The organism is Burkholderia sp. Cy-637 (assembly GCF_011753175.1).
In the GTDB taxonomy this organism is placed as follows: Bacteria; Pseudomonadota; Gammaproteobacteria; order Burkholderiales; family Burkholderiaceae; genus Burkholderia; species Burkholderia gladioli.
In genome coordinates this window covers 1-19677 of record NZ_VWWC01000076.1, presented here as the reverse complement: position 1 = coordinate 19677, position 19677 = coordinate 1, and the positions used below count along the sequence as shown (strand labels likewise).

Annotated in this window: 18 protein-coding genes; 10 read left to right on the top strand and 8 right to left on the bottom strand. The window is 67.9% G+C overall.

Going from position 1 to position 19677, the window contains the following annotated elements; genetic code table 11:
• Positions 1-25: 25 nt before the first annotated feature.
• On the bottom strand, positions 26-502 hold the full coding sequence (locus F3J10_RS19905) for a RidA family protein (protein ID WP_167242824.1): 477 nt from the start codon (positions 500-502) through the stop codon (positions 26-28).
• Between the two features lie 140 nt (positions 503-642).
• Here F3J10_RS19905 and F3J10_RS19900 point away from each other — a divergent pair, with 140 nt between their 5' ends.
• Entirely contained in the window at positions 643-1269 is a 627-nt protein-coding gene (locus F3J10_RS19900) for a TetR/AcrR family transcriptional regulator (RefSeq protein ID WP_167242823.1), read from the top strand.
• Between the two features lie 69 nt (positions 1270-1338).
• On the opposite strand, the gene F3J10_RS19895 is transcribed toward F3J10_RS19900, so the two are convergent.
• Positions 1339-1980, bottom strand: a complete 642-nt coding sequence (locus F3J10_RS19895) for a DUF1109 domain-containing protein (RefSeq protein ID WP_167242822.1) — start codon at positions 1978-1980, stop codon at positions 1339-1341.
• Positions 1977-2525, bottom strand: a complete 549-nt coding sequence (locus F3J10_RS19890) for a sigma-70 family RNA polymerase sigma factor (RefSeq protein WP_025099847.1) — start codon at positions 2523-2525, stop codon at positions 1977-1979. Before F3J10_RS19890 ends, F3J10_RS19895 begins: the two co-directional genes overlap by 4 nt.
• A gap of 395 nt (positions 2526-2920) precedes the next feature.
• Here F3J10_RS19890 and F3J10_RS19885 point away from each other — a divergent pair, with 395 nt between their 5' ends.
• From F3J10_RS19885 to F3J10_RS19870, 4 genes are all read left to right on the top strand, one after another.
• The gene (locus F3J10_RS19885) at positions 2921-3550 is read left to right on the top strand and encodes a cytochrome b/b6 domain-containing protein (protein ID WP_167242821.1); all 630 of its coding nucleotides are present in this window, start codon (positions 2921-2923) and stop codon (positions 3548-3550) included.
• 16 nt (positions 3551-3566) lie between these two features.
• Positions 3567-4343, top strand: a complete 777-nt coding sequence (locus tag F3J10_RS19880) for a molybdopterin-dependent oxidoreductase (RefSeq protein ID WP_025099849.1) — start codon at positions 3567-3569, stop codon at positions 4341-4343.
• 73 nt (positions 4344-4416) lie between these two features.
• A complete protein-coding gene (locus F3J10_RS19875) occupies positions 4417-4653 on the top strand; it encodes a pentapeptide MXKDX repeat protein (RefSeq protein ID WP_166913870.1) in 237 nt (78 codons plus the stop codon).
• Between the two features lie 233 nt (positions 4654-4886).
• Positions 4887-6119, top strand: a complete 1233-nt coding sequence (locus F3J10_RS19870; protein WP_167242820.1) for a beta-propeller fold lactonase family protein — start codon at positions 4887-4889, stop codon at positions 6117-6119.
• A gap of 29 nt (positions 6120-6148) precedes the next feature.
• Here the strand turns inward: F3J10_RS19870 and F3J10_RS19865 are convergent, their stop codons facing one another.
• Entirely contained in the window at positions 6149-6841 is a 693-nt protein-coding gene (locus F3J10_RS19865) for an aspartate/glutamate racemase family protein (RefSeq protein ID WP_167242819.1), read from the bottom strand.
• Between the two features lie 262 nt (positions 6842-7103).
• Between F3J10_RS19865 and F3J10_RS19860 the strand changes: the two genes are divergently transcribed.
• Both F3J10_RS19860 and dinB read left to right on the top strand, forming a co-directional pair.
• Complete coding sequence (locus F3J10_RS19860; protein WP_166913854.1) at positions 7104-7739, top strand: LysE family translocator; 636 nt, start codon at positions 7104-7106, stop codon at positions 7737-7739.
• Positions 7740-7874: 135 nt separating this feature from the next.
• Positions 7875-9056 (top strand): DNA polymerase IV, encoded by a 1182-nt coding sequence (gene dinB / locus F3J10_RS19855; protein ID WP_167242818.1) that lies wholly within the window; start codon positions 7875-7877, stop codon positions 9054-9056.
• 96 nt (positions 9057-9152) lie between these two features.
• Here the strand turns inward: dinB and F3J10_RS19850 are convergent, their stop codons facing one another.
• From F3J10_RS19850 to fixL, 4 genes are all read right to left on the bottom strand, one after another.
• Positions 9153-11246, bottom strand: coding sequence for a M3 family metallopeptidase (locus F3J10_RS19850; RefSeq protein ID WP_166913852.1), 2094 nt, complete (start codon positions 11244-11246; stop codon positions 9153-9155).
• A 321-nt stretch (positions 11247-11567) separates the two neighbouring features.
• Positions 11568-12428, bottom strand: a complete 861-nt coding sequence (gene folD, locus F3J10_RS19845) for a bifunctional methylenetetrahydrofolate dehydrogenase/methenyltetrahydrofolate cyclohydrolase FolD (RefSeq protein ID WP_013698750.1) — start codon at positions 12426-12428, stop codon at positions 11568-11570.
• Between the two features lie 395 nt (positions 12429-12823).
• Entirely contained in the window at positions 12824-13462 is a 639-nt protein-coding gene (gene fixJ / locus F3J10_RS19840; RefSeq protein ID WP_025099856.1) for an oxygen response regulator transcription factor FixJ, read from the bottom strand.
• Positions 13459-15963 (bottom strand): oxygen sensor histidine kinase FixL, encoded by a 2505-nt coding sequence (fixL, locus tag F3J10_RS19835; protein ID WP_025099857.1) that lies wholly within the window; start codon positions 15961-15963, stop codon positions 13459-13461. Before fixL ends, fixJ begins: the two co-directional genes overlap by 4 nt.
• On the opposite strand from fixL, the gene F3J10_RS36550 reads away from it, so the two are divergent.
• The 3 genes from F3J10_RS36550 to F3J10_RS19825 form a co-directional block, all read left to right on the top strand.
• Entirely contained in the window at positions 15962-16087 is a 126-nt protein-coding gene (locus tag F3J10_RS36550; RefSeq protein WP_275691703.1) for a hypothetical protein, read from the top strand. The genes fixL and F3J10_RS36550 overlap by 2 nt on opposite strands.
• Before the next feature lie 140 nt (positions 16088-16227).
• On the top strand, positions 16228-18924 hold the full coding sequence (gene aceE, locus F3J10_RS19830; RefSeq protein WP_013698747.1) for a pyruvate dehydrogenase (acetyl-transferring), homodimeric type: 2697 nt from the start codon (positions 16228-16230) through the stop codon (positions 18922-18924).
• Between the two features lie 66 nt (positions 18925-18990).
• A partial coding sequence (locus F3J10_RS19825) for a biotin/lipoyl-containing protein (protein ID WP_345791225.1) occupies positions 18991-19677 on the top strand: 687 nt, incomplete at its 3' end.

The window sequence follows — 19677 nt, the reverse complement described above, 5'->3', positions numbered from 1 at the left end:
CGCCGCGTTGTCGTTTCCGCGCGTCTCAGCGCACCGCGTCGGCGGGGGCCAGCTCGAAGATGCTGTCGATCTCGACCGGGATGCCCATCGGCAGCGTATGCACGCCGAGCGCGCTGCGCGCCGGCAGCGCGTCGTCGCCGAACAACTCGCGCAGCAGGTCGCTCGCGCCGTTGGCCACCAGCGGATGCGCGGTGAACGAAGCGTCGGCGCGCACATAGACGGTCAGCCTCACGCAGCGCAGCACGCGATCGAGCCCGCAGGCCTCGTGCAGGCAGGCGAGGATCATCTCCATGGTCAGGCGCGCGGCCTGCCGCGCGCGTTCCGGCGAGATCTCGCTGCCCACCTGGCCCACCACCGGCTTGCCCTGCTCGAAAGGGCCGAGCCCCGATACGTGCGCGAGATTGCCGACGATCGAGACGCTGCGATAGGAGCCGAGCGGGCGGATCGGCGCGGGAAGTTCGATGCCGAGCCTAGCCAGGCGTTGCAGGACGGATTGCGTCACGAATCATCTCCAGAAGGGGGGCCGGCCGGCCCGTTCCTTGCAGAACGCCTGGCGGCGCCTGCATATTCCAGAACGATTGCACTAAAATACCGGCTCCGGCGCATCCCGCGCCCGGACGATTCCACGGGAGGAAACCGGCGATGGCCCGTCCACGCGAATTCGACGAGCAGGCCGTGCTCGATGCGGCGATTGCGCAGTTCTGGTCGCATGGTTATGCCTCGACCTCGGTGCGCGATCTGGCGACGACGATGGGCATGACCGGCGCCAGCGTCTATAACGCCTTCGGCGACAAGCGCGCGCTGTATGCCCGGTCCTTCGAGCGCTACGTGGAGGCGGGCTTTCGCGACCGCGTGCGGCGCTTCGAGCATCGACTGGCGCCGCGCGAGGCGATCGTCGCCTTCTTCGACGAGATCATCCGCCTCACCGTGCAGGACGCGCAGCGCAAGGGCTGCATGATCGTCAATACCGCCCTGGAGCTGGCGCCGCACGACGCGGATTTCCAGCAACTGCTGGAACGCATCCTGGAAGATATCGAGGCCTTTTTCCTGCGCTGTGTCGAGGCGGGGCAGGCCGAGGGCACGATTCCGCCCGAGCTGGCCGCGGTCGATACGGCGCGCATGCTGTTCGCGGTCCTGCTGGGCTTGCGCGTGCTGGCCCGCGTGCGGCCGCGGCGCGAGTTGCTCGAAGGGGCGGTGCGGCCGGCGCTGGCGATGATCGGCGCGAGCCTGCCGGCTGCGAAGCGGCGCGGGCCGGCGCAAGAGACGTAGCGGCGGCATATCCTTCGCGACGACGCCTCGCGCCTTATCGACGAACGGCAGCGCGCTGCGACGGCCGGATCACCAGCGCAGCAGGCGCGGCCCCAGCAGCGCGCCGAGCGCGGCCGGCAACGACATCCCCAGCACATACCAGAGCGCCCAGAAGGCCGGGCTCATCTCCGGGCAATGCAGGCAATAGGCGGCGGTCGCGATCGCGCTGGCGAGCAACCCGGCCACCGCGCCGGCCTGTCTCGGCCGGGTCGCCGCCAGGGCGCGCATGGCCCAGAACACCGCGGCGAAGCTCGGTGTCGACAGCAGCAGGATATTGAGCGCACAGACCTTCCACGACAGGCCCAGCATCAGCGTCAGGCGCGCTCCGGGCGCCGCGGCGGCCAGCACGAGTGCGCCGCCGATCCACACCAGCAGGAAGGGCAGCGCCAGCAGCCACCAGCGACGCCCGCCTCGCGAGCCGGGACGGCCCAGGCGTTCGGCCAGCGGCCAGGCGACAGCCGCCACGGCCAGCGGAAAGGCGAGCTTGATCCAGAACAGGGCCGTGTCCATCGCCGGTGCCAGGTCGCGCCGCCAGCCGAACAGCAACCAGGTCAGCAGCAGCGAGCCGCCCAGGCCGAGCGGCAGCGCCGTGCCGAAGCGGCGCGCCGCGGCGCCGCGGTCGGCGGGCGCGACACCGCTGGCGAGCAGGCCGATCAGTTCGTCGGTTCTCATCGTTCACCCCGGATCCGCGCCGCCAGCGCCTTGAGCCCGCGATGCACGCCCACCTTCACCGCCGATTCGGACAGGCCCGTCAGCGCCGCCGTCTCGGTCACCGACAAACCCTGCAGCTTCACATGCAGGATCGGCAGCCGCTGCTTGTCGGGCAGGTGCTCGAGCAGCTTGCCGATATCGTGGCGCGCCTGGGCCGGCTCGTCGTCGGCCACGGCGAACATCGCCTCGTGGTCGTCGTCGAAGGGCACGTTGAGCGCTTCGCGGCGAAACCGCGAGCGGAAGAAATCCATCAGCTTGTAGCGCGCGATCGCATGCACCCAGGCCGTCAGCGGCTCGTCGCTGCGATAGGTGTGGCGCGCATGGTGGACGGCCAGCAGGATCTCCTGGACCAGGTCCTCGACGTCGTCATGCAATTGCGGAATGCGCTTGCGCAGATAGCCGCGCAGGTGACGCGTCAGTTCCTGCAGAAAGCCGTGATAGGCGTTGGCGTTGCCGTCGAGGCCGCTGACGAACAGCGCTTTCAGGCGGTCTTCCGCTGCGTACAAGGTGCATCCTGTGATGACGGGGCGGCGGTCGCGACTGGGCGTGTCCGCCGGACTGGCATCGACCTGGGGCGGCGCGGGCCGCGCGCCTGGGTACGACGGCTCAGGTCTTCGAAATCGGGGTTTTAGATCGACTGTTTTAGAACGACTGCCGCAGAATAACCGAAGGATTTGGGTGCCGCAAGCGCGTGGCCCGATCGCCTCGCCCCAAGGGCGCGCGCTTCGCTTCGGCCGGCCACCTTGTCCAGTTCGGTGGCTGAGCGGCGCGGGTTACGGCGCGACGGCAAAAATATTTGCGTGCTGGTGTAACCGAAATCACCACGCCATCGAATACCTTGGCATGACGGTTCATGTTCGACGAACAGGAATCCTTGCAATCCACTTACGCGGTGTTCGATATGGCACTCTCCCTGACCCGATCCGGGCCGCAGCCGATGCGAGCCAAGCCGGTGCATCCGGTCTGGCTGCGCGTCACGCACTGGCTCAATGCGCTGGCCGCGCTGCTGATGATGTTGTCCGGCTGGCGTATCTACAACGCCTCGCCGGTGTTCGAATCGATCACGTTCCCCTCGTCGTGGACGCTGGGCGGCTGGCTCGGCGGCGCGCTGCAATGGCATTTCGCGGCGATGTGGCTGCTGGTGCTCAATGGGCTGGTCTACCTGGCGATCAACCTCGCCAGCGGACGCTTCACGGCGCGCTTCTTCCCGCTGTCGCCCGGCGCGGTGCTGCGCGACCTGTTCGCGGCCCTGCGCGGCAAGCTCTCGCACGCGGACCTGACGCACTACAACGCGGTCCAGAAGCTCGCCTACCTGGTGGTGGTGCTCGACCTGATCGTGCTGGTGCTGTCGGGGCTCGCGATCTGGAAATCGGTGCAGTTTCCCTTGCTGCGCGAGCTGTTCGGCGGCTACGACACGGCGCGCGTGGTGCACTTCTGCGCGATGGCGGTGATGGCGGCCTTCATCGTCGTGCATGTCGCGATGGTGGCCCTGGTGCCGCGCTCGCTGCTGACCATGCTGCGCGGCCGTTGAGCGCAGGAGAAGAACCATGAAGAACCTGCTCCGCCCGCGCCTGAGCGTCGATCGCGACACCGTGCTCGCCGATGCGCAACGCGAACTCTCGATGCCCTCGCGGCGCCTGTTCGGCAAGCGCCTGCTGACGCTCGGCGGCCTGTCGATGCTCAGCGGCTGCACGCTCGGCGACGACGCCTCGGTCGACGGTTTCCTGTCCGCCGTCTCGCGGCTCAACGATCGCGTGCAGGCCGCGCTGTTCGATCCCCGCGCGCTCGCGCCCACCTATACCGAGGCGCAGATCACGCGGCCGTTCCCCTTCAATGCCTTCTACGGCATCGACCAGGTGCCGCAGGTGGACGGCAGCGACTTCCGCCTGAAGCTCGGCGGCCTGGTGAAGGGACAGCGCGTCTGGACGCTGCCCGAGCTGTATGCCCTGCCGCACGAGGAGCAGATCACGCGGCATATCTGCGTGGAAGGCTGGAGCGCGATCGGCCGCTGGGGCGGCACGCGCTTCGGCGATTTCCTGCGGCGAGTCGGCGCCGACACCAGCGCGAAGTACGTGGGATTCCGCTGCGCCGACGACTACTACGAAAGCATCGACATGGCCACGGCCCTGCATCCGCAGACGCTGCTCGCCTTCGACTACGACGGCCAGCGCCTGCCGGCGCAATACGGCTACCCGATGAAGCTGCGGATGCCGACCAAGCTCGGCTACAAGAATCCGAAGCACATCGTCGAGATCTTCGTGACCAATGTCTACCCGGGCGGTTACTGGGTCGACCAGGGTTACAACTGGTTCGGCGGATCCTGAGATCCGCCGGCTGTTCCCCCAAACGGTCCGCGATGGACGGACCGATTTTTTCCACCCGGTAAAGGAGTACATGATGAAGGTTCTGGCAACGGCAATCGTGACGGCAACGCTGGCTTTCGGCGCTTCGGCGGCATTCGCGCAGGCGAGCGGCGCCATGTCGAACGACGCGATGAGCAAGGATGCGATGTCGCACGACGCGATGGGCAAGGGCGCCATGAAGCACGACACGATGGGCAAGAAGGGCGGCAAGATGAAGAAGCACGATGCGATGGGCATGTCGCCCGCGGCATCGGACGCGATGTCGAAGTAAGGCGTCTTCCCGAGCCGAACCCGGCCCGCGAGCCCGCGATCCTGGAAGGGATCGCGGGCTTCTTTTTTTATCGCTCGTTGTAACCGCAACCGTCAGGGTTCCGAACTGACCTGCGCACGGACGAATCCGGACGACCAGGAACCGGACGCCGAGCGCACATGATCCACCCGCGAAACAGGCAGCCGATCCGGTATGCGGGGGGTAACTCGAAACCTGATGAACGAGGTAAACGGATGAAGCTCAAACTGGTGACGGCACTGACGATCACGGCGGTGATGCTGGCGGCATGCGGTGGCGATGATTCGACGACGACGGCGAGCTCGCCGCCGCCGGTCACGCCGCCCCCGGTCACGCCGCCGGCTGCGCCGCAGAAGGTCACGCAGCTGTTCGCGCAGACCAACGACGCGCAGAACGCGGTGCTGCATTTCGTGCGCAACGCGGACGGCACGCTGGCCGCGATGCCGAGCCTAGCGACCGGCGGCAAGGGCACCAATGGCGTCAACTACTTCATGGGCAACACGGTCGCGCCCGACGCGCTGACCAGCAACAACAGCCTGATCGTCTCGCCCGACGGCACGCGCCTGTTCGTGGCCAATGCCGGCGACAACACGGTCAGCGTGTTCTCGATCTCGGGCAGCACGCTGAGCCTGCTGGCGGTGTCGCCCACCGGCGGCACGCGGCCGACCTCGCTGGCGTTCTCGAACGGCGTGCTCTATGTCACGCACCAGCAGGGCGCGCAGGAACTGGGCGCCTATCGCGTCGGCGCCGACGGCAAGCTGAGCGCGATCGGCCAGTACGCGGTGGTGGTGCAGGACGCGCTGCCGACCCAGGTGTCGCTGAGCCCGGACGGCAAGTTCGTGATCGTCAACGGCTTCCTGCGCACCGTCACGCCGACCGCGCCGCTCAATACGCTGCTGGCCTTCCCGGTGCAGGCCGACGGCACGCTCGGCACGCCGGTGAACAGTACCTCGGCCGGCGTCGGTCCGTTCGGCGGCCGCTTTGGCACCGGCGCGCTGGCCTCCACCTACGTGGTGACCGACGCGCCGGGCGGCAGCGTGGAATCCTTCGGCTTCTCGGCGCCGAGCGGCAATTTCACCTCGACCGGCGCGCCCGTCACCGTGACCGGGCAGGCCGCGCCGTGCTGGATCTCGCTGACGCCGGACAACCGCTTCGCCTATATCGGCAACGGCAGCGGCGCGGTTTCGCTGTTCTCGATCGACGGCGCCGGCAAGCTCACCCTGGTCAATGCCTCGGCGGCCACCGAAACGCCGGTCGCGGACCAGAGCTCGGCCTTCGCCAATGATTCCTGGGTCAGCCCGGACGGCAAGTTCCTCTACCAGGACTACGCCGGCGACGACAAGATCGTGGCCTACGCGATCGGTGCCAATGGCGCGCTGAGCAAGCTCGGGGAGCAACCCGCCAACACCCAGTCGAAGATCAGCCTGCAGGGTTTGACGGGGATCTGAGGCGGCGGCTGGCGTCGCCCGGACGAGGTTCAGGCCGCGGCGAAATCCACCGCGGCCTGCGCGTGCAGCGCGGTGGTATCGAACACCGGCAGCGACGAATCGTGCTCCCCGATCAGCAGCGTGATCTCGGTGCAGCCGAGGATCACCGCCTGCGCGCCGCGCGCGGCCAGCCGGCCGATGATGGCCGCGTAGGCGGCGCGCGAGGCCGGCTCGATCAGGCCGTGGCACAGCTCCTCGTAGATCACGCGATGGACCGTGTCGCGATCCTCGGCGTCCGGCGTCAGCACCTCGATGCCGAAACGCTCGGCCAGCCGCGCCGCGTAGAACGGCAGTTCCATGGTGTAGCGCGTGCCGAGCAGGGCGACCCGCTCGACGCCGGCCGCGCGCAGCGCGGCGCCGGTCGGATCGGCGATATGCAGGAAGGGCAGCGTGAGCGCGCGCTCGATCGCGTCGGCCACGCGATGCATGGTGTTGGTGGTCAGTACCACGACGTCGGCGCCGGCCGCCTGCAACTGCCGCGCCGCGTCGGCCATGCGCGCGCCGAGCGCGTCCCAGTCCTGGGCGCGTTGCAGCGCCTCGATCTCGGCGAAATCGACCGTCACCATCACGCTCTTCGCGTTGTGGTGGCCGCCGTGCCGCGCCTTCGAGGCGCGGTTGATCATCCGGTAGTATTCCGCCGACGATTCCCAGCTCATCCCGCCGATCAGGCCGATCGTCTTCATTCCGGTGTTCCTGTTGGTGATTGGGCTGGTCGAGTATAGGCGGCGAATCCGGCGCGCGGCGGTACACCTGGAAGCCCCAACGACCGGTACGGATCGAGCGATCCGACCGTGACGGTGCGTCGAGCCGCCCGCGCGGCACACGACGCAGGCACATGGTGGCGCACGCGGGGATTGATCGGGCGAAAGTGCCTGCCGTATGCTCTGCCGGACAGGCACGACGCGCGAGGCGATCCGTGCCGCCGATCGAATTCAGGGGATGGCGATGCTCCACTACGATTCCGCCCACTGGCTGGCCTTCCTGGGCATGGCCGTGCTGCTCAACCTCACGCCGGGGCCGGACCTGGCCTTCATGCTCGGCCATACCGTCAAGAGCGGCCGGCGCCACGGTTTCGCCGCGATGCTCGGGGTCTGGAGCGGCGCGCTGTTCCATGTGATGTGCGCCGCGATCGGCCTGTCGGCGATCCTCTACACCTCGGCCAGCCTGTTCCTGGTGGTGAAGTGGGTGGGCGTGATCTACCTGAGCTGGCTCGGCATCCAGGCGCTCCGGTCGAAGGCGGGCGCCTTCCGGCTCGACGAGCCGAGCCGCCGGCGCAGCCCCATGCAGGTGTTCCTGCAGGGCGTGCTGATCGACATCCTCAACCCCAAGGTCGCGATCTTCTTCCTGGCCCTGCTGCCGCAGTTCGTGGTGGCCGGCGCCGGGCCGGTGCCGCTGCAGCTCGGCCTGCACGGCGTGCTGATCATCGCGGTGGCGGCTGTGATCGAGCCGCCGCTGATCCTGTTCGGCGATCGCTTGGCGCAGCGTCTGCGCGCCAGCCGGCGCATGGCGGCCTGGATCGACCGCACGCTGGGCGCCTTCTTCCTCGGGCTCGCCACCAAGCTGGCCGTGTTCCGGCAATAAGGGCGGCATGGTGTGGCATCGCGATGCCGCCTGGATGCTCCAACCCTTTATCTTTCCCAAGCGATCCCTCAACACGGCGACACTGTTTTTTTGTACAGTATCGTCACCTTGAAACCGCTCGCTGCCGCCCCCGCCATGGAATCCGCCGCGCCGTCCGCCTCGTCGGGCGGCGCGGCCGGGTTCGCGCGCAAGATCATCCACCTCGACTGCGACTGCTTCTACGCCTCGGTCGAGATGCGCGACGATCCCTCGCTGCGCGGCCGGCCGCTCGCGGTGGGCGGGCGGCCCGACCGGCGCGGCGTGATCGCCACCTGCAACTACGAGGCGCGGCGCTTCGGCGTGCATTCGGCGATGTCCTCGGCGTTGGCGGTGCGCAAGTGCCCCGAGCTGCTGATCCTGCCGCCCTCGATGGACAAGTACCGCATCGCCTCGCGCGCGATCATGGCGATCTATCGCGACTACACGCCCGAGGTCGAGCCGCTCTCGCTCGACGAGGCCTATCTCGACGTCAGCGGCACCGAGCGCTGCCAGGGCAGCGCCACCCTGATCGCGCGCGAGATCCGCGAGCGCGTGCGCGACACGGTCGGCGTGACGGTCTCGGCCGGCGTCGCGCCGAACAAGTTCATCGCCAAGATCGCCTCCGACTGGAACAAGCCCGACGGCCTGTTCGTGGTGCGCCCGCATCAGGTCGAGGCCTTCGTGGCGGCGCTGCCGGTGCGCAAGCTGTTCGGCGTGGGCCGGGTGACCGCCGCGCGGCTCGAACGGCTCGGCATCGAGACCTGCGCACAGTTGCGCGACTGGTCGCTGTTCGACCTGCATCGCGAGTTCGGCGCCTTCGGCCGGCGCCTGCACGAGCTCTCGCGCGGCATCGACGAGCGGCGCGTGCATGCCGATCGCGAGCGCAAGTCGGTCAGCGTGGAGACCACCTATGTGGCCGATCTCGTCACGCCTGAGCAGTGCGCCGAGGAACTGCGCAAGCTGGTGGCCCAGCTCGACACGCGCATCGAGCGCACCCACTCGCGCAAGACCATCCGCAAGCTGTTCGTGAAGATCCGCTTCGCCGATTTCCAGCGCACCACGGTCGAGTGCGTGGCCGATCGCAGCGATGTGGATACGGCCGTCGCGCTGCTCGAGAAGGGCCTGGAGCGGCGGCGCCAGCCGGTGCGGCTGCTCGGCGTGGGCGTGAGGGTCGACGAGGACACGGCCGAGCGTCACGGCCAGATCGCCTTGTTCGACGACGACGAGGACCAGGCGCCCGAAGTTTCGGTCGAGGAGGGCGAGGAGGGCGACGGCGAAGGGGACGGCGCGCCTTCATGAAAAAACGGCATCCACGCGAAGTGGATGCCGTTGCCTGGGGATTCGACACGCGCCGGCGGCGGCCGGCGCGCGTCGATCAGGCGCCCTGCCGGCGCCTCAGTGCGGCTGCGTGCCGGCGGCCATGCCGTTGTGGCGCAGCAGCGCGTCGATCTCCGGCTCGCGGCCGCGGAAGGCCTTGAACGAGTCCATCGCCGGGCGGCTGCCGCCCACTTCGAGGATCTCGCGGCGATAGCGCGTGCCGGTGGCCGCGTCGAGCACCGTGCCGCTGGCCTTGGCCGCTTCCTCGAAGGCCGCGTAGGCGTCGGCCGACAGCACCTCGGCCCACTTGTAGCTGTAGTAGCCGGCCGCGTAACCGCCCGCGAAGATATGGCTGAAGGTGTTCGGCCAGCGCGAGAACGGCGCCTGCGGGATCACGTGGAAGCGCTCGTTGATCTCGCGCGCGAACTCCACCGCGTTGCTGGCGCCGGCCGGATCGAAATCGACGTGCAGCAGCATGTCGTACATCGAGAACACGATCTGGCGCAGCGTGCCCAGCCCGCTCTGGAAGTTCTTCGCGGCCAGCATCTTGTCGAACAGCGCGCGCGGCAGCGAGGCGCCGGTCTCGACGTGCGAGGACATCGAGGGCAGCACGTCCCATTCCCAGCAGAAGTTCTCCATGAACTGCGAGGGCAGCTCGACCGCATCCCATTCCACGCCGTTGATGCCCGACACGCCGAGCTCGTCGACGCGCGTGAGCATGTGGTGCAGGCCGTGGCCGAACTCGTGGAACAGCGTGATCACCTCGTCGTGCGTGAAGCAGGCCGGCTTGTCGCCGATCGGCGCCGAGAAGTTGCAGGTCAGGTAGGCCACCGGCGTCTGCAGGCCGGCCGCGCGTCGGGCGCGCGAGCGCGCGTCGTCCATCCAGGCGCCGCCGCGCTTGCCCTCGCGCGCGTAGAGATCGAGGTAGAACTGCGCGACCAGGCTGCCGTCGGCGTTCTCGACGCGGAAGAAGCGCACGTCGGGATGCCAGACCGGCGCCTCGTCGCGGCGGATCTTCACGCCGAACAGCGTCTCGGTGACGGTGAACAGGCCCTTCAGCACGGCCGGTTCCGGGAAGTACTGCTTGACCTCGTTTTCCGAGAACGCGTAGCGCTGCTCGCGCAGCTTCTCGGCCGCGTAGGCGACGTCCCAGGGCGCCAGCTCGCTCATGCCGAGCGTGCCGGCGGCGAAGGCGCGCAGCTCGTCCCAGTCTCGCTCGGCGTGCGGGCGCGCGCGCACCGCCAGGTCCTCCAGGAAGGCCGTGACCTGGGCCGGCGACTCGGCCATCTTCGGCGCCAGCGACACTTCCGCGAAGTTCGCGTAACCGAGCATCACGGCTTCCTCGCGACGCAGCGCGAGCGTCTCGGCCACCACCTTGGTGTTGTCCCATTCGGCCTTGCCGCCGCCGTATTGCGGGCCCAGTTCCGAGGCGCGCGTGACGTAGGCGCGGTACAGGGTCTCGCGCATCGCGCGGTTGTCGGCGTATTGCAGGACCGGGAAGTAGGAGGGGAAGTGCAGGGTGAACTTCCAGCCGGCCTTGTCCTCGCGCTGCGCGGCCTCGCGCGCGGCGGCGATCGCGTCGTCGGGCAGGCCGGCGAGCTGGTCTTCCGATTCGGCGTAGTAGGCGTAGCCGTTGGTGGCGTCGAGCACGTGGTCCGAGAAGGCCTTCGAGAGCGCGGCCTGCTGCTCCTGCAGCTCGGCGAAGCGCGGCTTCTGCGCCTCGGGCAGCTCGGCGCCGGACAGGCGGAAGTCGCGCAGCGAGTTGTCGAGGATCTTGCGGCGCTCGGCGCTCAGCGTGGCGTATTCGGCGCCGGCGGCGATCGCCTTGTACTTCTCGTAGAGCGCGAGGTTCTGGCCCACGCTCGACCAGAATTCGGTCACGCGCGGCAGGTTCTCGCCGTAGGTGGCGCGCAGCTCCGGCGTGTCGGCCACCGCGTTCAGGTGGCCGACGATGCCCCAGGCGCGGCCGAGCGGCTCGGTGACGCGCTCGACGGCTTCCACCACCTCGTTCCAGGTGGCGGGCGTGGCCGCGTCGGCGGCGCGGGCGACGGCGTCTTCCGCCTGTTCGAGCAGCGTATCGAGGGCGGGCGTCACGTGTTCGGGACGGATCTCGCCGAAGCGGGGCAGGCCGGAGAAATCGAGAAGCGGGTTGGCATTGGCGCTGACGGACATGGTGCTCCCTGCGGGGTCGGAATTCGGTTCAACGGGCGCGGCAGCGAGGCCGCGGCATGTCGACATTATTGGGGCGGTGTGGCCGGTTTCCAATCGGAAGTTTCTAACGAGGTGATTGGAGGGGCGACGGGGCGCGCGGCGCGGGGGACGGCTGATCGGGGAAAAGCGGGGCGGGAAGACGGCGCGACGGGGAGGCGGCGGAAACGAGCAGGGGGGGCGAAAAGCGGGAGCGAGAGTCGGGGAAGCGCCCCGCCGGCGGGCGGCGGGGCGGGCCAGGGGAAGCCGGCCGAAGCCTGCGCGGCTCGACCGGGCCCCGGGCGCTCAGGCCGCCGCGTCGGCCGCGCGTTCGGCGGCTTCGAGCGTGTTGATCAGCAGCATCGTGATCGTCATCGGGCCGACCCCGCCCGGCACCGGCGTGATGAAGCCGGCCACCTCGCGCAGGCCGTCGAAATCGACGTCGCCGCAGAGCTTGCCTGCCTCGTTGCGGTTCATGCCGACGTCGATCACCACCGCGCCGGGCTTGATCATGTCGGCGGTCAGCACGTTGCGCTTGCCGACCGCGGCCACCACCACGTCGGCCTGGCGCGTATGGGCGGCCAGGTCGCGGGTCTTGCTGTGGCAGATGGTGACCGTCGCGCCGGCCTCGAGCAGCAGCATCGCCATCGGCTTGCCGACGATGTTCGAGCGGCCGATCACCACCGCGTTGGCGCCGCTCAGGTCGATGCCGTGCGCCTCGAACATCTTCATCACGCCGTAGGGCGTGCAGGGGCGGAACAGCGGCTTGCCGGTCATCAGCGCGCCGGCATTGGCGACGTGGAAGCCGTCCACGTCCTTCTCGGGCGCGATCGCCTCGATCACCTTGTGGCTGTCGATATGGCCCGGCAGCGGCAGTTGCACCAGGATGCCGTGGATCTGCGGGTCGCGGTTCAGCGCGTCGATATGGGCCAGCAGGTCGGCTTCGGACAGCGTCGCCGGGTAGACGTCCTTCTTCGAATAGAAGCCGTTGTCCTCGCAGGCCTTGATCTTGTTGCGGACATAGACTTCGCTGGCCGGGTTGTCGCCGACCAGCACGACCGCGAGGCCGGGGCGATGGCCGCGCGCGCTCAGCGCGGCGGCGCGTTCGGCCGCTTGCGCGCGCAGGGTCTTCGAAAGGGCGTTGCCGTCGATCAGGGTGGCTGTCATGGTGGGATTCGATCCGAATAGGGAAAAGCCGGCGCGGCGGCCCGGCGGGGGCGCCGCTGCAAAGCACGGAATTATACCCATCGCCTGCCGGGACCCGACATCGATCCGGCGATGGGGCGCCATGACGGCGCGATGGATGGGGCGAGCATGACGGACGGTGGGCGTCGTCACGGGCGGGGCATGCCGCGCCGGGCCGTTCGAGCCAGCCGGGCCAGCCGCGCGGGCGCCGAATGCAAGGCCGCGGCATCCGCGCGGCGACCCGGGTCGCAACGCGGATGCCGCGGCGGTCCATCAAGCGGCAGGTCGGCAAGGCAAGCAGATCAACGCAAGCACCCCGGGATCACACGCCCCGCCAGCCCCGCGACCGGGGCGCGACAGGGCGGCGCGTTACACGCTCAGGCCTGCTTCTTCGACAGCGCGAGACGCAGCAGGTCCGCGACCGTGTTGACGTTGAGCTTTTCCATGATGTTGGCGCGATGCGCCTCGACCGTCTTGATGCTGATGCCGAGATCGTCGGCGATCTGCTTGTTCAGGCGCCCGGCGATGATGCGCTCCAGCACCTGCTGCTCGCGCGCGGTCAGCTTGGACAGGCGCTCGCTGGCGGCGCGCTGTTCCTGGACGCTCTTGCTCTCGTTGCGGGCCTTGTCGAGCATGCGTTCGACCAGCTTGCGCAGCTCGGCCTCGTCGAAGGGCTTCTCGATGAAATCCATCGCGCCCTTCTTCATGGTCGAGACCGCCATCGGCACGTCGCCGTGACCCGTCACGAAGATGATCGGCAGCGCGGCGTTGTCGGCGATCAGGCGTTCCTGCAGTTCCAGGCCGCTCATGCCCGACATCCGCACGTCGAGGATCAGGCAGGCGATCTGGCCGGCCTGCTGGGCCGGTTGATAACCATCGAGAAACTGCTCGGCGCTCGAGAAGCATTGCACGCGATAGCCGTTCGCCTCCAGCAGCCAGCGCAGTGAATCGCGCACGGCCTCGTCATCGTCGACGACAAAGACGGTTTCCTGAGGGGTGGTGACAGGGCTATTCATATCTCTCCCGTAACAGTATGTGATGCCACGCCGCTGCGGCCGTGGTCCTCGGGTGCCCCGATGGGCAGGCTGCAATGGAACGTCGCGCCGGAAACGCGGCCGTCCGCCTCGATATTGTTGACGACCCAGAGCCGACCGCGGTGCGACTCGATGATCGAACGACAGATGTTGAGCCCCATGCCCATGCCGTCGGACTTGGTGCTGTAGAACGGTTCGAACAGGCGCTCGGCGGACGCTTCGTCCACGCCCGGGCCCTGGTCGATCACGCGGATGTCGACGAAGCCGGCCTCGATGTCGGCCACCACGCGGATCAGGCCGTCGGTGTTCGGATCCTTGACCTCGCCCATCGCCTCGGCCGCGTTCTTCATCAGGTTCATCAACACCTGCTCGATCAGCACGGGGTCGACATAAATGATAGGCATTCTCGCGCGAATTTCCGTGACGATCCGGATTCGCCGCTTGCGCGCCTCGATCTCGGCCAGGCCCACCGCGTCGGCCACGATGTCGGCCACCCGCGCGGCCTGGCGCTTGGGCTCGCTGCGCTTCACGAATTCGCGGATGCGCTTGACGATCATGCCGGCGCGCAGCGCCTGCTGGGCGGTCTTCTCGAGCGCGGGCAGCAGCGTCTCGGCGGTGCCGCGGCCGCTCTTGACCAGCGCCACGGTGCCCGAGCAGTAGTTGTTGATGGCCGCCAGCGGCTGGTTCAGCTCGTGCGCGATCGACGAGGCCATCTCGCCCATCGTCATCAGGCGGCTGGTGAACTGCAGCTTCTCTTCCTGCTGGTGGGCCAGTTCCTGGGCCTTCTTGCGGGTGGTGATGTCGGTGGCGATCTGCATCTGCGCCAGATGGCCGTCCACCCACTGGATGTACTGGCGGCGCACCTCGAACCACTTCTGGATGCTCTCGACGTAGACTTCCTGCGCGTCGGCCGTGCTTTCGGTCAGCGCGGTGGCCGGCAGGCCGGCGAAGGCGTCGACCAGGTCGATCGAGTCGGAGGAGGCCTGGGTGCTGTCGAAGCCGCCGCCGGACAATTCCAGGTGGCCGTCGGGGCGGATCCCGAACAGATGGCGGTAGTAGCGGTTGGCGAACAGCAGCTCGGCCTCGTCGGCGGCCAGCACCGAAACCGCGGCGTCCAGGCTCTCCAGCACGGTGGTGAAGCGCTCGTGGGCGGCGGCCAGTTCCTCGCGGGCGCGCTTGGGCTCGGTGATGTCGGTCATCGACGACATCCAGCCGGTCTGGCGGCCCGAGCTGTCGATCAGCGGCGAAACATAGAGCCGCGCATGGAACATCGAGGCGTCCTTGCGGCGCACCCGCAGCTCGAAGCCCGAGGAGGGCGCCTTGCCGCGCAGCGTCATGTCGAGCTGGCGCTGCATCTCGGGATAGGCGTCGCGCGGCCAGTAGGGGAAGGGCGCGGTCTTGCCGACCAGGTCGGCCTCGTCCCAGCCCGTCATGCGGCAGAAGGCCGGGTTCACGTGGGTGATGCGGCCGTGCATGTCCAGCACGCGCATGCCGATCAGCACCGAATTCTCCATCGCGCGCCGGAAGAAGGCTTCCGCGTACAGCGCCTGCTGCGCCTCGAAGCGCTGGCGGGTGTGCTTCCAGAGGCTCCACAGGCTCCAGAGCACGAAGCAGGACAGGCCCGCGACCAGCCAGACGAGCGTGTTGTTCGTCAGGTTCGTCATCTGCGGGTAGGCGTAGACGCGAACCGTCAGGCCCTGGCCGGGCGGGTCCAGCGGCAGGTCGTAATGGGCGTCGCGCGGCAGGCGCGGGCGCGAGGAGGTCGAGGCCAGCTCGCGGTTGTTGACGTCGGTGATCGAGATCTTGTACTTGGCCGACAGCTCGGGCGGGATGTCGTGCTTGAGGATGCCCTCGACCGAGAACACCGCGGCGATCGAGCCCAGGTATTCGCGGTCGCGCATCACCGGGGTCTGCAGCGTCACGAAGCCGTTGCCGAAATCGTCGTAGGCTATCGCCGCGTAGGCCTGCCGGCGCGTTTCCCTCGCGTCCGACCAGGCGCCGCGCACGATCTCGGCCAGTTGGGCGTCGTTCGGCTTGGCCAGGCGCTGGCCCAGCGCCGGGATCTGCATGTCCGGCCAGCGCGCGGCGCCGGGCGCGACATACCAGTTCAGGTAGAGGATCTCGGGATGCGCCTGCATCACGTCGCCGACGCCGGACTGGAAGCCGTGCTCGTCGACGCGGCCCAGCGCGATGTCGCGCGCGAAGGCCTGCAATTGCTCCTGGGCGCTCGTCATCGACAGGCGGATCTGCTGCTGCGCCCAGGCGACGTTGCGATAGAGGGTGTCTTCCTGCTGTTGTTGTTCGCGGCGGTTGAGGCTCCACAGGATGAGGCTCATCACCACCAGGAACACCAGGATCGACAGCAGCGGCGTCAACAGATAGGAATTGGACCACCACGGGCCGTGGTGCCAACGGGACGGCTGCGACTCGGCCGGCGCACCGGACGCTCGCGCCGAGCGTGCGAATAGCCGATCGGTCAACATGGCACGCATTGTAGCGCAGGGCCATGCGGACAAAACGGCGTCGCGCATTGTTGAACTGAAAGCGAAATTTGTCGCGGATGGGCCAAGCGGCAAGGGTGCAGCGCAGCAAAATTTCGTATGGTGAGAAACAATCTCACAACTCGAAAATTTTGTTGCGCCCGCCCGCCGAGGGTCTTTACAATCCGCCGGAGCTTGCCGCAGCCGGCCGGAATCACGTCGTCTGCACGCAGCGCGATCCTCACACTCAGGACCCAGGAGACGAGTATGTCCGCTGTACCGAACGAAGTGATGAAGTATGTGGCCGCCGAGCACGACGAAGATGCCCAGGAAACCGTCGAATGGCTCGAAGCCCTGAACGGCGTGATCTCGTCCGTCGGTCCTGGCCGCGCGCACTACCTCATCGAGAAGCAGATCGAGTTCGCCCGCATGAACGGCGAACATCTGCCGTTCTCCGCGAACACCCCCTACATCAACACCATCCCGCTCGACCAGCAGGCCAAGAACCCGGGCGACCAGGATCTCGAGCACCGCATTCGTTCGTACACGCGCTGGAACGCGCTGGCGATGGTGCTGCGCGCCGGCAAGGACACCAACGTGGGCGGCCATATCGCCTCGTTCGCCTCGGCCGCGACCCTGTATGACGTCGGCTACAACCACTTCTGGCACGCGCCGTCCGCCGAGCACGGCGGCGACCTGGTGTTCGTGCAGGGCCATTCCTCGCCGGGCGTCTACTCGCGCGCCTTCCTGCTGGGCCGCCTGACGGAAGACCAGCTCGACAACTTCCGCCAGGAAGTGGGCGGCAACGGCATCTCCTCGTACCCGCATCCGTGGCTGATGCCGGACTTCTGGCAGTTCCCGACCGTCTCGATGGGCCTCGGCCCGATCATGGCGATCTACCAGGCCCGCTTCATGAAGTACATGGAAGCGCGCGGCATCGCCAAGACCCAGGGCCGCAAGGTCTGGGCCTTCCTCGGCGACGGCGAGACCGACGAGCCGGAATCGCTCGGCGCGATCGGCATGGCCAGCCGCGAGCGGCTGGACAACCTGGTGTTCGTGATCAACTGCAACCTGCAGCGCCTGGACGGCCCGGTGCGCGGCAACGGCAAGATCATCCAGGAACTGGAATCGGAATTCCGCGGCGCCGGCTGGAACGTCATCAAGGTGATCTGGGGCAGCCGCTGGGATGCGCTGTTCGCGCGCGACAAGAGCGGTGCCCTGATGCGCCGCATGATGGACGTGGTCGACGGCGAGTACCAGACCTACAAGTCGGAGTCGGGCGCCTACGTGCGCGAGCACTTCTTCAACACGCCGGAGCTGAAGGCGCTGGTCGCCGACTGGTCCGACGACGACATCTGGAACCTGAACCGCGGCGGCCACGATCCGCACAAGATCTACGCGGCGTTCCACGAGGCGAGCAACTCGAAGGGCTCGCCGACCGTGATCCTGGCCAAGACCATCAAGGGCTACGGCATGGGCGAGGCCGGCCAGGCCATGAACATCACGCACCAGCAGAAGAAGCTGCCGGTCGAGCAACTGAAGCGCTTCCGCGACCAGTTCCGCCTGCCGATCTCGGACGACGTGATCGGCGACGTGCCCTACCTGAAGTTCGAGGAAGGCTCGAAGGAACTCGAGTACATGCGCCAGCACCGCCAGGCGCTCGGCGGCTACCTGCCGCAGCGCCGCCAGAAGGCGGAATCGCTGCCGGTGCCGGCGCTCGAGGTGTTCGAGCCGCTGCTCAAGGGCACCGGCGAAGGCCGCGAGATCTCGACCACCATGTCCTTCGTGCGGATCCTGAACATCCTGCTCAAGGACAAGGCGCTGGGCAAGCGCGTGGTGCCGATCGTCCCGGACGAGTCGCGTACCTTCGGCATGGAAGGCCTGTTCCGCCAGATCGGCATCTGGAACCAGCAGGGCCAGAAGTACGTGCCGGAAGATTCCGACCAGCTGATGTTCTACAAGGAATCGGAAACCGGCCAGATCCTGCAGGAAGGCATCAACGAAGCGGGCGGCATGTGCGACTGGATCGCGGCGGCGACGTCGTATTCGACGCACAACGAGATCATGGTGCCGTTCTACATCTTCTACTCGATGTTCGGCTTCCAGCGTATCGGCGACCTGGCCTGGGCCGCTGGCGACATGCGTTCACGCGGCTTCCTGCTGGGCGGCACCGCCGGCCGCACCACGCTGAACGGCGAAGGCCTGCAGCACGAGGACGGCCACTCGCTGCTGTGGGCGGCCTCGGTGCCGAACTGCGTCAGCTATGACCCGACCTTCGGCTATGAACTCGCGGTGATCATCCAGAACGGCCTGCAGCGCATGGTGGCCGACCAGGAAGACGTGTACTACTACATCACGGTGATGAACGAGAACTACGAGCACCCGGCGATCCCGCAGGGCGAGCACGTGGCGGCCGACATCATCAAGGGCATGTACGCGTTCAGGAAGGCCGAGGCCGACCAGAAGGCGCCGCGCGTGCAACTGCTGGGCGCGGGCACGATCTTCAACGAAGTGATCGCCGCCGCCGACCTGCTGAAGAACGACTGGGGCGTCGCCGCCGACCTCTGGAGCGTGCCGAGCTTCACCGAACTGGCCCGCGAAGGCCATGACGTCGAGCGCTGGAACCTGCTGAACCCGACCGAGGAGCGTCGCCTGTCGCATGTCCAGAAGCTGCTGAAGGACACGCAAGGCCCGGTGATCGCATCGACCGACTACGTGCGCGCGCTGGTCGACCAGATCCGCGGCCAGATCGACCGCCGCTTCGTGGTGCTCGGTACCGACGGCTACGGCCGTTCGGACACCCGCAAGGCGCTGCGCCACTTCTTCGAGGTGGACCGCTACTGGGTGACCGTCGCCGCGCTGAACGCGCTGGCCGACGAAGGCACGATCGACCGCAAGGTCGTGGCCGAGGCGATCAAGAAGTACGACCTCGATCCGTCCAAGCCCAATCCGATGACGGTTTAACGCAAACGTGCCATGTCATGCCGCGCACGCCGGTGACGGCGCGCGCGACCCAGGAGACAGATACAGATGAGTCAAGTGATCGAAGTGAAAGTGCCGGATATCGGCGATTTCAAGGAAATTCCCGTCATCGAGGTGCTGGTGAAGGCGGGCGATACGGTGGAGAAGGAGCAGTCGCTCGTCACGCTGGAATCGGACAAGGCCACCATGGACGTGCCGAGCTCGGAAGCCGGCGTGGTCAAGGAAGTGAAGGTCAAGGTGGGCGACAACGTGTCGGAAGGCACGCTGATCGTGATCCTCGAGGGCGGCGCGGGCGAGGCCAAGGCCGAAGCCCCGAAGGCAGCCGAGGCGCCGAAGGCCGAAGCACCGGCCGCGGCTCCCGCCGCTGCGCCGGCTGCCGCTGGCGGCACGGTCGAGGTGAAGGTGCCGGACATCGGCGACTTCACGGACATCCCGGTCATCGAGATCGGCGTGAAGGTCGGCGACAAGGTCGAGAAGGAACAGTCGCTGGTCACGCTGGAATCGGACAAGGCCACCATGGACGTGCCGAGCCCGGCCGCCGGCGTGGTCAAGGAAATCAAGGTCAAGATCGGCGACAACGTCTCGGAAGGCACGCTGATCGTGCTGCTGGAAAGCGGTGAAGGCGCCGCGCCGGCCGCGGCCGCGCCGAAGGCCGAGGCAGCCAAGGCGGAAGCGCCCAAGGCCGCCGCGCCGGCCCAGGCCGAAGCGAAGCCGGCACCGGCGGCGCAGGCTGCC